Origin of the sequence: Emticicia agri, from assembly GCF_004168285.1 — a bacterium.
Lineage (GTDB): Bacteria > Bacteroidota > Bacteroidia > Cytophagales > Spirosomataceae > Emticicia > Emticicia agri.
Map to the genome: position 1 here is coordinate 229,834 of NZ_SEWF01000005.1, position 13,975 is coordinate 243,808.

The following is a 13,975-nucleotide window of genomic DNA, read 5'->3' on the forward strand; positions in this document are numbered from 1 at the left end:
TGCATCATCTTTACCGAATCCACTACACTATATCCCTTTTTTTTAACTTTTCCTGTATATATTTCTTCGCAAAAAACAATTGCGATTTTGAGGTTCCCTCGGCTATCTGTAATTGTGCCGCAATTTCGGGGTGTGTATAGCCCTCCATTACATACATATTAAATACAATTCTTGCGCCATTGGGTAATTCTGCTAAAACCTGGTTCAATACCTCCATCAGTTCCTTATTATTAAGTTGTGTAAGTATATCTTCGTTGGTATCAAATGGCAACAATACATCGTCAGTCACATCATCAAATACCACCTGTTTCCGGTAATGATTGATAGCTGTATTTACAATAATTCTTCTTACCCATGCCGACACATCTCTGGCGTCTCTCACCTCTTTTATATGTTTAAACACTTTAATTAATGCTTCCTGAAAAATATCTTCGGCGTCTTCACGGGTATTGGAATAACGCCAGCAAACGCCAAAAAAACGACTTTTATATCGTTGATAAAAAGTCGCCTGCGCTTTACGGTCGTTTTTCAAACAACCCCTGAATACCTCCTCGTCAGTAAGCAAGTTTAAATATCCTTATGCGGTTTAAAATAGCTGTATTATAGTTTGATTGAAACTGACACCTTTGCCTGTACAAATTGTGTCTCGTTACGATACAAGCCATAGTTAAAAGTATCACTACCCGAAAAACTTTTGTCTGCCTGATATAAGATAACAGGTTTATCAAAATTGGTTGTATCAATACTTATTTTGCCGTGCTGTGGTTGTGATACAATTCTGAGTGTTGCGTTGCTGTACAAAGAACAAATCACATCATTCTGCAAAATATCAATGGCAATACTTGAACCTAAAACGTAATTCGACAAATTGAGTACATCATCTTTCACACCCTCCTGACAAACCTTTGGCTCGATAATGTTTAGTTCAACCGGAGCAACAGGGTTTTTGGTATTTGGTATGCCAATCCGGTACAAAAATGTATCTTCTCCTACATAGTCCTTTTCTGGGGTATAAACAATTTTCTGCTCCTGTATAGTTACAGTACCATGCTTTGGTGGAATCTCAATCTGCAATGAACTGATGGCAGAGCAGGTTTTGTCATTACCTGTAACATTGAGTGTGGAGGCAGATGAAGCCTCCACCTCTACTCTATCTCCTATAGCCCCGGCAAAACACGGAAGGTCTTGTGCAGAAGATACAATCGTGAATAGTACTTCTTTATCAATCATGCTTCCTGTTTGTGTCTTTCCCCTTAAAATCAGATTATCTCTATTGGCAGCGGTTGTGCTTGTAAATCGGTAATAGACCAATCCGTTATCGGTAAATTTTGCCTCTCCATACAACGGATTCTGCGCAATACTAATCTGATTGACATTTTCGAGTCCTTTTAAAGAAGTAGGATTAATGGTGATGGCATCTTTGGTTGTATAAAAAATATCATTGGGGTTTTCTTCAACGCCTGCCCCCGGTGAGGTACTGAGATTTACATTATCGCACGCACCAGTCAAAAAAGCGACCAAACCAAAACTTAAAAGTGTCTGGTTAACGATTTTTTGCACGAAAATTTTTTTTACTTTCTGAAACATGAAAGTGAGGTCTTTTTTAATGATGACACGAAAAGAAAGATTGAGGTTTAAAAACTTTTTAAATTTACTCAATAATTATTTTTTTACTATACTCATTCAACCTGAGAATATATACGCCTTTAGCAAAATCTTCCAGATTTATCACATTCACCGACTCAACAAGTGTTTTTTCCAACACCATTCTCCCTTTTATATCTATCAGCTTTAGCTGAACCGGAAAGTTCTGGTTTACTTTCACCATCAGTTGATTACTGGCTGGATTAGGATATACAGCATCTGCCCATATTTCTTCGGTTGCCGTAATACTTACTAATAATTTGTCTGATAGTACTGAACAACCATTTGCCGTTAATTTCACAGTATAATCTCCTGCCCCATTATAAGTTAAAGTATGAGTAGTTGCTCCGGCAATCACGCTTCCGTTCAGATACCACTGCACTTGTCCGGTGGCTGTTACCCTCAACTGATTGTTTTCCTGTTTAATAACAGGTTTTGGAGGCAAAGCAACAAAGTTGATGCTTACTGCATTAGAAGGCAGACTTGAGGCATTACCCTTGCTGACAATTACTTTATAAGTGCCTGATTTTGATATACTTAGTTTATTTTCAGTCGTAGTGAGTTCTTCGTCCTCATCAATTATCCATTTATAGGTGTCATAGCCTTTTGAGGAAGTCAGCACAATAGTGTCTCCTTCACAAGCCTGGGTATTTGGTACGCTCAGTATAGGTGAATCAAGTTTTGGTAGCAGGGAAAATAATTGTCGCCCTGTATCAGGTGTTGAAGCTCGACAAACCGGAATACCGTTTACTTCCATAAAATTTGTAGGATGAGAGCTTTGTGGCCCTTTCAATAAATCACCAACCATTTTGGTACCTTCTTCGGTACCATCTGTAACCCACGGTTCATATCCAGTTTCAGGAGAATAGGCGGAAAAATATAATTTATTACCTAAAATGTTTTTGTCAGCAATTATATGGCTCCCCTCTTCTATGGTGACTCCTTTTTGAACAAACACTTTTGAGGTTATTAGTCGGGCAGGTATTTTTAAATCAGAGATATAGAGTTGATAATTTATATCCTCATAAATAGTACCTTGTTTCTCCTCAATTCTTATAATGGCCTTATTATCCTCTGTAATATATATATCATTCACAAACCCTTTGGCTATAAAAATACCTTCATTCATAGTCGGGTGCCAATAAACAACCGTATTCTCAAAGGTATCGGTGAAAGGTGTAATCGAAAATATCATCCCTCCATTTTTCAATACCATCGAAAACGCCCGGTTGTTCAGTTCATAATTACTTAAATCAACTGCCATACGCACATCATTACCATCAAAAACATATACCATAAGTCTTTTTTTATATAGGCTATCTGACCAACCCATGGCATTAAAATAGAACTTATTATTATACACTACACTTTTCGGATAACTATCGAAGTCAATTCCAGGAATATTAATGTCAGCCTTTTTCATTGTACCGTTGGTATAAATCTGCCATTGTCTGAAACCAAAGTCACAAAAAAGATAACCACCATTGATTTTCTTTTGCATACCCATATTAAAGCTCTCGTATAAACTTTTAACATACTTTGTTTCGGCAACTGTCCCGTCCGTAATCCACCAGTTATCGTTATCATAAAAAATAATCTCCTCATCATCAGGATTAGGCGTAAAAACCTTTACCATATTTTCTGATTCAAATAGCTTAACCAGTCCTGAGCCATCAGTAGCATAAGTAGCATACTTTTTACTAAGTTCATCATACTTATAAAAGAAAACCTTTCCACGAAAGTTCGTTAAATAGACTTCTTCATTTTTATTGACAATTTCTCCGTTGATTGGATTTATTATGAGATCTTTTGAACTACTTAGCAGATAATCAGGTGCTATAATCACTTTAAAATACAACTCTCCGACATTTTCAATAAATCTTACATCTATTATTGAGGCATCTTCTTTTGCTAAATCAATTGTCTTTACAATTTCCTGTTTCCCATCTGGATAAACCTTGAATAGTTTTAAAATAAGCACATCATTTTCTTTTTGCCCGTAGATATAATAATAGTTTTCGCCAATTTTCACTGCACTTGACCCCTCTATAAAATCTTTTGCTTCAAATAATTTCAGTGTTTTATCAGTTCCGTTAGTCACAAAATGTAAAGCCGTAAAATCATGATACATCTGGGCATTATCCCAACTTGGAGTAATCCTATAAAGTAGTTCGTCACCTCGTATCGACCATGTATCAAAAGAATGATGAAGAGTCGGGATAGATGATAATACATTACTTAAGAGCCTGGTTCCTTCTTTAGTACCATCAGAAGTATATAGATTCACTCCATTCTCCTCCGTAGAAGTCCATACAATTTGCTTATTCAGTTTAATTATATAATTGATGGGACCTGCAGGGCTAGTCGAAGGTCCATAAAGACCTCTTATATTCGTCAGTTGTTCCTGCGCCCATAAGCCCGAACACGCCAGTAAGATAAATAGTAAAGTAGAAATACGTTTTTTCATAGAATCAGCATTCATTTTCTACATTGACAAAGAAACGAACAAAACGGTTGAGAAAAATCTTTGCTTTTTTCTGAAAGTGCATGTTCAACGTTTCATTTATTTATATTTATTCTGCCTTAAGTACAATTCACAAAACAGAAGTAGAAAATTCATGAATTTTGCCAAATAAAAATTTGCATATTAAAATTACATAAGTATATTTGAGTAGAAATAAGTATTTATACTTATTTTCTATAAATCAATTAACACTGTTTTTAGGCTGATTTGGGGGAAATTTCGGGCTAAAAACGGGCAAACGTAGGTAAACATAATTCAAAATGACAAACGGAACTAAACGCCGTGTCGTTGTGGTGGGCAACGGTATGGTGGGCTATAAGTTTTGCGAAAAACTCATAGCCAAAGCGCCTGATTTCTTTCATATCACTGTTTTTGGTGAAGAGCCACGGCCTGCTTACGACCGTGTACATCTCAGTGAATATTTTGCAGGCAAAACTGCCGAAGACCTCACACTCGCTCCTTTAGACTGGTATTTCGACAACAACATCCAGATTCACCTCTCCGACCCTATTACGCATATCGACAGGGAAAACAAAACTGTATTATCACATCATGGGCTTTCAGTACCTTACGATTATCTGATACTGGCTACTGGATCAGCACCTTTTGTGCCGTCGATTCTGGGGATTGAGAAAGAAGGTGTTTTTGTATATCGTACAATAGAGGATTTGGAAATGATGCAAAGCCACGCTAAAAAAGCCCGGAGAGGTGCAGTAATTGGTGGTGGTTTGTTGGGCTTGGAGGCAGGGAAGGCTTTAATAGATTTAGGTTTAGAAGAAATCCATGTGATTGAATTTGCGCCTAAACTGATGCCTCGCCAGATTGACCAGTCAGGGTCTGATATGCTCAAAAACAAACTGGAAGCATTAGGGCTAAAAATTCATTTGTCGAAAAATACACAAGAGATAACCGGAAATGATAGCATCTCGGGCATGACCTTTGCCGACGGCTCAAAATTGGATGTGGATATGCTGGTGATTTCGGCAGGTATTAAACCACGAGACGAAGTAGCCCGATTGGCAGGTCTGGAAGTAGGCAGCCGAGGTGGAATTGTGGTCAATAATTATCTGCAAACCTCTGACCCAGCTATTTTTGCCATTGGCGAATGTGCATTACATAATCACATGATTTATGGATTAGTAGCGCCTGGCTATGATATGGCTGATGTAGTAGCAACCAACCTGAGCAAAGCAGCCACTTCAGAAAGTAAATCGTTTGTTTCATTCGATATGTCAACCAAATTAAAATTGATTGGGGTTGATGTAGCCAGTTTCGGCAATCCATTTATTCAGGAGCCTGACTGCCAGACTATCGTTTATGAAAACAAATCGAAAGGCGTTTATAAAAGAATCAACATCTCTATTGATGGAAAAAGTCTGCTTGGCGGTATTCTGATAGGCGATGCAGAGCAATACAATATGCTATTGCAGACTACCATCAATAATTTAGTCATACCCAAAGACCCTGAAGACCTTATTTTAGGCAGCAGAGGTGGTGAGTCTGATGGTGGAGCAGGTGTAATGGCTTTACCCGATGAAGCCCTTATCTGTTCGTGTGAAGCTGTCTCAAAGGGACGCATCTGCCACGAAATTGTTAAAAACAAAGTTACCACCATAGATGGCATTAAGAAATGCACCAAAGCAGGTACAGGCTGTGGCGGGTGTGTACCTCTGGTAAAAGACCTTGTACAAGGTACCATGAAAGCGCAGGGTATTTATATCCGGAATATCCTCTGCGAGCATTTCGACTATACCCGTCAGGAATTATTCAACTTAGTGAAAATCAATAACCTCAGAACCTACGATGAGGTATTGGATAAATTCGGCAAAGACGATGGCTGCGAAGTTTGCAAACCTGCCATTGCTTCTATTTTAGCCAGTTTGTGGAATGAAATGATTCTGCAAAAAGATAATGCGACTGCCCAGGATTCTAACGACAGATTTTTAGCCAATATCCAACGTGGAGGTACTTACTCGGTTGTGCCTCGTATTCCTGGTGGAGAAATAACACCTGAAAAACTGATTGTGATTGGGCAAGTTGCTCAAAAATATGGGCTTTACACCAAAATCACAGGAGGTCAACGTATAGATATGTTCGGGGCTCATGTAGGTGATTTACCACAGATTTGGGAAGAGCTGGTAGCAGCAGGTTTTGAAAGTGGACACGCCTACGGTAAATCATTACGTACTGTAAAAAGTTGTGTAGGAACCACCTGGTGCCGCTTTGGTGTACAGGATTCTGTAAGTTTTGCGATAGAAGTAGAAAACAGATATAAAGGACTCCGCTCACCGCATAAATTAAAGTCTGCAGTGTCTGGCTGTATCCGTGAATGTGCCGAAGCCCAAAGCAAAGATTTTGGCATTATTGCTACAGAAAAAGGCTGGAATCTGTACGTATGTGGAAATGGTGGTTCAAAACCCCAACATGCCTTGTTATTAGCAACAGACCTGAGTAGCGAAATATGTCTGAAATTGATTGACCGTTTTCTTATGTTTTATATTAAAACAGCTGAACCACTTACCCGCACAGCTACATGGCTGAATAAAATGGAAGGCGGAATTGCTTATCTGAAATCGGTAATTATTGATGATAGTTTAGGGATTTGTGAAGAATTAGAAAAAGAAATGCAGACACTGGTAAACAATTACCAATGTGAATGGAAAGAAGCCGTAGAGACGCCTGAAATTCGTAAACGCTTTGTTCATTTTGTGAATGCACCGGAAGTAAAAGACCCGAATGTGAAATATGAACCACTCAGAGACCAGATAATGGCCACCGACTGGAACAAAGTAACTGCTTAATCTTTATCAACATCAAAAACAGAACAATCATGATACTCGAAATAAATACATCAATAGCAATCAGATGGAGACAAGCCTGCAAAATTGAAGATATACCCGAAAACGGAGGAGCTTGCGTATTATTAGACGGAGAACAGATAGCTATTTATAATTTCGCCCGACGCAACGAATGGTTTGCCACCCAGAACCTTTGTCCGCATAAACAACAAATGGTTTTATCAAGGGGTATGATAGGCACACAGGGAGGCGAACCCAAGGTAGCATGTCCGTTCCATAAAAAGACTTTTTCGTTAGAAACCGGTAAATGTATGGGCGATGAGGCCTATCAGATTACGACATATCCGGTAAAAATAGAAGGAAATTTAGTTTTTGTAGGCTTATGAGCAAAAAATATTAACATTTTCTTAAACGTTAAAGCACTGACAATAAGACTTTTCGGCTATTGTAGGGGGATAAATATCAATAAAACATAAAATATTTTTTTAATTTTATTTGGCATATATCGCTGAAAAGTCTAATTTTGCACCACGATTTCAGATAAAGGAATCACGGCAAAATAATCCCGAATAGCTCAGTCGGTTAGAGCATCTGACTGTTAATCAGAGGGTCGCTGGTTCGAGCCCAGCTTCGGGAGCAAGGTAAACAACTAATAATCAAGCAGTTATATTTATTTATAACTGCTTTTTTTATGCTTGTAAAATTTAGTCTCACTACAAGTATCACTACATTTTTGTAGATTCACTATAACGTGCTTTTTAGATCACCACTTTTATAATCTGAAAAAATGAATATTAGAAATCTAATAGCATATATTCAATGAGCTACTTCAATTAATTATTTTAATATACCTATCTTCAAATATGAAAAAATAGTTATTATATCTTGGTATCATTTTAATTAACTTTACACAAATATTTATTTACTGAGTGCATGGTACAAATAGAGAACAAACGGTTTTCCTTTTCAGGACATGAATCTTTCCAATGTCGCAATCTGTGGTTAAAAAAAGGGTATGATTATGTACAAAGTGGCAAATCTTTTAATGATGAAGATGCTGTTGTAGTATTAGGAGTGGGAAAAAATATGGTAGCATCAATACGCTATTGGATGAAAGCTTTTGGTTTGATAAATTCAGAAGATATACTTACTGATTTTGCACATAAATTATTATCAGATAATGGATGGGATCCATATTTGGAGGATGAGATGAGCCTTTGGCTTTTACATTATCATCTAGTTTCAAGAGGTTATGCAACCATTTATGGGCTAGTATTTAATGAGTTAAGGAGAGAGAAAATAGAATTCACAAAGGAAAATTTTTTAGGTTTCATTAAACGTAAAGCTGAATTATTAAAATTAACCGTTAATGAAAAAACTGCTAGCGATGATTTTGATGTAATGATAAAATTATATTGCAGACAAGATTCGAAAGATAAAGAAGATACATTTTCTGGCTTACTTAATGAGTTAGAAATTATTAAATATTATACAAGAGAGGTTGAATATTACAGTACTGAAAAAGAGAAGAATATGAAAAAATCTGAACAGTACTTTATTATTGAAAATGTAGATCGACCAAATTTATCAGAACATGCTGTCCTATATAATATCTTGGCTGACCCAAATATTAATATGTCGGTAAGTTTAACCTATATGGAACAAGAGCCCAATAGTGTATCTAGTATATTTGCTGTAAATCGGTCTGAATTAGTAAATAAGATAGAGCTTCTTGTAACAAATAACCCTAATTTTACATATAGTGACCAAGCGGGTATTAGAGAATTACAATTTAAAATAAAACCAACACCTTTTGAAGTCCTAGAAATGTATTATGCCGCAGAATAACCAATATACTACATCTATCAATATTATTCGTGATGAGAATAGAAACCTCATCTATCACCCTACTCCTAATTCAATAAGAGTAGTAAATCAAATCGCTAATGACTTCAAAAAAGGTTTACGTTCTTTCAATATAATCGGTACTTATGGAACTGGAAAATCTTCATTTCTTTGGGCTTTTGAGCAAAGTTTAAGTTTAAAGAAACATTTTTTTGATATTAACTTAGTTTCGAATCCATCTTTTAAAATAATAAACTTTATTGGTGAATATAAATCTATTACAGAGTCATTTGCCGAATACTTTAATGTAATAGATAATCAAAATAAGCCACAACATATTTTATCTGAGATATATAACCAATATCACGATTTAGGTAAAACGAGGCCATTATTAGTCATTGTAATTGATGAATTAGGTAAGTTTTTAGAATATGCAGCTCAACATGAACCAGAAAAAGAACTTTACTTTATTCAACAACTTACAGAATTTGTAAACAATTCTGATTATAACATTTGTTTGCTCACCGCATTACATCAAAATTTTGATGGTTATGCTTTTTCACTATCTAATACTCAAAGACAAGAATGGGCAAAAGTTAAGGGTAGATTTAGAGAAATTACATTTAATGAACCGGTTGAACAGTTACTCTTTCTGGCTGCCGAACACATAGATAGCCAAATAAAGGAAGAGAATATAAATGAGGTAATAAAAAAGGCGCTTAAAATTACTAAAAGCACAAAAACATTCAATTTAGATAAAGAATTAGCTATTCAAGCAGCTAATAAATTGTATCCATTAGATTTACTGGCAGCTAATATACTTACTTTATGTCTTCAGCGATATGGGCAAAATGAAAGGTCTTTATTCTCTTTTCTTGAATCTACTGACCATACAAGTTTAACTAAAGTAAAAATCTCATCAAAAAATCCATTGTATAATGTCGCTAATGTTTATGACTACTTGATATTCAATTTTTATTCTTTCATAAATAGTAAAAATAATCCGGATTTTTTAGCTTGGACGAGTGTTAAGAGTGCATTAGAGAACATTGAACGCTCATTTGATGATAATCTTGAAGATTATGATAAACTAATTAAAACAATTGGTCTATTAGCTCTAATAACTCCTAAAGGCTCTATACTAGATGAGGATTTTTTAACGAACTATTCAAAAACTTGCTTAGGGATTAAAACTCCCGGAATCCTGATACATGATTTAGAACAGAAAAAAATAATACTATATCGGAATTATAGTAATCGCTTTATACTTTTTGAAGGTACCGATTTAGATATACAATTAGCTTTAAATGAGGCTGGAAATAAAGTTAGTAATATTGGCGATGTGGTAACACTTCTAAAGAAATATTATCAACTACCGCCGATATTCGCAAAGATGTATTCTTATGAAAACGGTACTCCAAGGTTATTTGATTACAGTATATCTGATAAACCTATCAACAACATTCCATTAGGCGAAGTTGATGGATTTATCAATTTAATTTTCAATGAGAATACAACATTATCTGAGGTTAAACAAAAATCCTTGTTGCAAGAGGAAGCAATAATCTATGGTTTTTATCATACAGCAAAGAGAATAAAAGAACAACTATTTGAAATTGAGAAAACGCAAAAAGTAATAGAAGAAAACAAAGATGATAAAGTAGCATGGAGAGAGCTACAGAATGTATTACTTCATCACAAGAATCTTTTAAATCACTACATAATTGACGGACACTATAATGGAGAAGTAACCTGGATTTTTAAAGGACAGGAAAAAAATATTCAGAATCAAAAGGAGTTTAATAAACTTATATCACAAGCATGCCTAACCGTTTACACTGATACTCCATTGTTCAAAAACGAGTTAGTTAATCGACATAAGATTTCAGCTTCAATTCACTCTGCTAAAAAGAACTATTTTAAAGCTCTTATAAATAATTGGGGGGAATCAGATTTGGGCTTTTCTAAAGATAAATTCCCACCTGAAAAAACTATTTATTTAACTCTCTTAAAAAATAATGGTATTGATACATCTTCAAAAAGAGTCGATGAAATAACAATTAAAACAGAGAACAATTTTTTACCACTTTGGAAATGTTCAATTGATTTTTTAGAAAGCTCAAAGATTTCAAAAAGAAAAATATCAGAATTAAGTGCCATTTTAAATAAAAGACCATTTAAGCTTAAACAAGGTTTAATTGATTTTTGGATACCAAGTTTTCTCTTTATTACAAGAACAGAGTATGCATTATTTGGCGAAAATGGATATATTCCTATATTAAATGAGGAAGTACTTGAATTAATAACCAAATATCCTGATAAATATGAATTAAAGGCATTCTCAGTAGACGGAATAAAACTTGATATTTTCAACAGTTACCGTTTATTACTCAATCAAACGACTCAGGAGGAAATTTCAAATGATACTTTTATTGAAACTATTAGACCTTTCTTAACTTTTTATAAAAATTTACCTGAATACTCAAAAAATACTAAAAGACTTGAAAAGGAAACTTTAGCAATAAGAAATGCAATTGCCAATTCGAAAGACCCTGAGCAAACTTTTTTTGCAGATTTCCCAACAGCACTAGGATTCACTTTAGAAAAATTGCAAAACTCAAGTGAGGAGTTGCAAGATTATACAACTAAACTCCAAGATACAATTCGTGAATTGAGGACATCTTTTGACGGATTAATAAATAGAATAGAAGTATTTATACAAGATGAAATTATTGGAGAAAAAGTAGAGTTTGAAATTTATAAATCCTTATTACAAGGAAGGTATCAAAAATTAAAAAAACATTTACTATTACCTAAACAAAAAACTTTCGTTCAACGACTTGATTCTCAACTAGATGATAAAAAAGCTTGGCTAAGCTCCATAACTCAGGCATTAATTGGAAATTCTTTGGAAAAGCTGAAAGACCCGGAGGAAGACATATTATGTGAGAAATTAAAGTCCATGATTCTAGAAATTGATAGTCTAACAAAAATCTCTAAATCAGATTTTTCTGAAGAAAAAGAAGAAATTGTAAGTATAGAGATAAATTCTTTTAGTGATGGCAATAGTAAAAAATTGATTAGATTGCCTAAAAGTAAAAATGCAGAAATAAAACTTATTGAAGAAACAATACGTTTTACATTATCTAAAGATAAATCTGCCAATATTGCGGCATTGACAAACATTCTAAAAGAGCTACTAAAAAATGAGTAAAGTGAGACACGTATTAGGTATATCTGGGGGAAAGGATAGCGCAGCATTAGCGATATATATGAAAAATACATATCCTGAATTAGATATCGAGTATTATACTGCGGATACTGGAAAAGAGTTGGACGAAACATATAAACTCATTGATAATCTTGAAGTATATCTAGGGAAAAAGATCATACGATTGGCAGGGGCTGAAAATAGCCCAGAATTGCCATTCGACCACTTCTTAAAAATGTATGGTGGTTTTTTACCATCATCTAATTCAAGATGGTGTACAAAAAAATTAAAACTCGAACCATTTGAAAAATTTGTAGGGAATGACCCTGTAATTTCTTATGTGGGCATAAGAGGCGACGAAGACAGAGAAGGGTATATTTCAAAAAAGAATAGTATTCAATCTATTTTCCCTTTTCGCCGAAATATTTGGAGTGAAGATGTAATTTCAAAAGTACTTTCAAACAATAATATTAGTAAAATCTCAGAAATTTTCGAGACACTTCCCTCAAACGAAAGAACAATGCGTTTCAAAGAGATTTTAGAAACCCCTCTTTCGTTATCTTACAATTTACACCAGAAACTAAATCAACTATTAGATTTAAATATCAAAGATTTTAACAAAATCGTATTTACATATATTCAATTTACAGATTATCCATTAGCTACTGAAACTTCTTTTCCCTTACTTGAGAATGAAGAAGTATTGGTTAGAGCAGATATTTTTAAAATATTAGAAACAAGTGGCGTTGGGGTACCAGAATATTATAAAGAAATAGCATTCGAAATTGCAGGAAAAAAGGGTACTTATGCAAGAAGTCGCTCTGGTTGCTTTTTTTGTTTTTATCAACAGAAAATAGAGTGGGTATGGCTTTATGAACAGCATCCAAACCTATTCCTAAAAGCTATGGAGTATGAAAGAGACGGGTATACTTGGATACAGGATGAGCCCTTATCTGAATTAATACAACCAGAAAGAGTACAAAGGATTAAAGAGGAGTATATTAAAAGAACTCAAAGAAAAAATAAATCACAATCTCATTACCTACTTGACATTCTTGCGGATGCTGAGGGAGAAGGTTGTGCAAGTTGTTTTATTTAATTGAAATAGTCATGATTTAATCTGACAGTTACGATTTATTTAGTAACTTAAAATTAAAGATTAAATCAAATGACAACACAGGCAAAAATCATCAAGAACAAGTTAGGAGTATTAGAACTTGCCAATGTTTTAGGCAATGTCTCAAAGGCTTGCAAGGTAATGGGTTATAGTCGAGATAGTTTCTATCGCTTCAAGGAACTCTATGAACAAGGTGGTGAATTAGCACTTCAAGAAATTAGTCGCAGAAAACCCATAGAGAAAAATCGGGTAGATACGTTAGTAGAAGAAGCCGTTGTCAAGATGGCATTGGACTTACCAGCTTATGGACAGCTAAGAGTATCAAATGAGCTAAAGAAACAAGGTATAGTTGTCTCTCCTGGTGGAGTACGTTCAATCTGGTTAAGACATGATTTAGCTACCTTTAAGAAACGTTTAAAAGCATTGGAAGCGAAGGTTAATCAGGAAGGAATTATCCTTACAGATGAGCAAATAACAGCCTTAGAAAGAGCCAAAGCTGAGAAACAGGCTCATGGAGAAATAGAGACACATCATCCGGGTTATTTAGGAGCACAGGATACGTATTACGTAGGTAATATTAAGGGAGTAGGCCATATTTATCAACAGACTTTTATAGATACTTATTCAAAGGTAGCTTTTGTTAAACTCTATGACCGGAAAATCGCTTTAGTAGCCGCTGATATGCTCAATGATAAGGTTATTCCTTTTCATGAGCAAAATCAGATTCGTCTACTAAGAGTTTTAACTGATAGGGGTACAGAATATTGTGGTAATAGGGAGCAACACGAATATCAATTATATTTGGCTATAGAAGATATTGACCATACTAAAACTAA

9 protein-coding genes and 1 tRNA gene are annotated in these 13,975 nt (G+C 34.8%); 7 read left to right on the forward strand and 3 right to left on the reverse strand.

The features are described 5' to 3' along the window. Window positions 1-22 precede the first annotated feature (22 nt). The 3 genes from EWM59_RS05200 to EWM59_RS05210 all read right to left on the reverse strand — a co-directional run bounded on the left by EWM59_RS05200 (window position 23) and on the right by EWM59_RS05210 (window position 4,111). Window positions 23-565 carry an RNA polymerase sigma factor gene (locus EWM59_RS05200; RefSeq protein ID WP_130019882.1) on the reverse strand — a complete coding sequence of 181 codons (543 nt, stop codon included), beginning with the start codon at window positions 563-565 and terminating at the stop codon, window positions 23-25. 35 nt (window positions 566-600) lie between these two features. Then, window positions 601-1,560, reverse strand: coding sequence for an Ig-like domain-containing protein (locus EWM59_RS05205; protein WP_130019883.1), 960 nt, complete (start codon window positions 1,558-1,560; stop codon window positions 601-603). A 91-nt stretch (window positions 1,561-1,651) separates the two neighbouring features. Beyond that, window positions 1,652-4,111, reverse strand: a complete 2,460-nt coding sequence (locus tag EWM59_RS05210; RefSeq protein WP_165372100.1) for a T9SS type A sorting domain-containing protein — start codon at window positions 4,109-4,111, stop codon at window positions 1,652-1,654. Between the two features lie 317 nt (window positions 4,112-4,428). Here EWM59_RS05210 and nirB point away from each other — a divergent pair, with 317 nt between their 5' ends. The 7 genes from nirB to EWM59_RS05245 form a co-directional block, all read left to right on the forward strand. Beyond that, window positions 4,429-6,969, forward strand: a complete 2,541-nt coding sequence (gene nirB / locus EWM59_RS05215; protein ID WP_130019885.1) for a nitrite reductase large subunit NirB — start codon at window positions 4,429-4,431, stop codon at window positions 6,967-6,969. Window positions 6,970-6,998: 29 nt separating this feature from the next. Next, on the forward strand, window positions 6,999-7,352 hold the full coding sequence (nirD, locus tag EWM59_RS05220; RefSeq protein WP_130019886.1) for a nitrite reductase small subunit NirD: 354 nt from the start codon (window positions 6,999-7,001) through the stop codon (window positions 7,350-7,352). A 177-nt stretch (window positions 7,353-7,529) separates the two neighbouring features. Continuing rightward, window positions 7,530-7,603 (forward strand) — tRNA-Asn (locus tag EWM59_RS05225). Window positions 7,604-7,899: 296 nt separating this feature from the next. Continuing rightward, window positions 7,900-8,814 carry a DUF4007 family protein gene (locus EWM59_RS05230; RefSeq protein WP_130019887.1) on the forward strand — a complete coding sequence of 305 codons (915 nt, stop codon included), beginning with the start codon at window positions 7,900-7,902 and terminating at the stop codon, window positions 8,812-8,814. Beyond that, window positions 8,801-12,025, forward strand: a complete 3,225-nt coding sequence (locus EWM59_RS05235; RefSeq protein ID WP_130019888.1) for a hypothetical protein — start codon at window positions 8,801-8,803, stop codon at window positions 12,023-12,025. Before EWM59_RS05230 ends, EWM59_RS05235 begins: the two co-directional genes overlap by 14 nt. Next, entirely contained in the window at window positions 12,018-13,121 is a 1,104-nt protein-coding gene (locus tag EWM59_RS05240; RefSeq protein ID WP_130019889.1) for a phosphoadenosine phosphosulfate reductase family protein, read from the forward strand. Before EWM59_RS05235 ends, EWM59_RS05240 begins: the two co-directional genes overlap by 8 nt. A 69-nt stretch (window positions 13,122-13,190) precedes the next feature. Next, window positions 13,191-13,975, forward strand: a 785-nt coding sequence (locus EWM59_RS05245; protein WP_130019890.1) for a helix-turn-helix domain-containing protein, incomplete at its 3' end; no start/stop codon positions are given.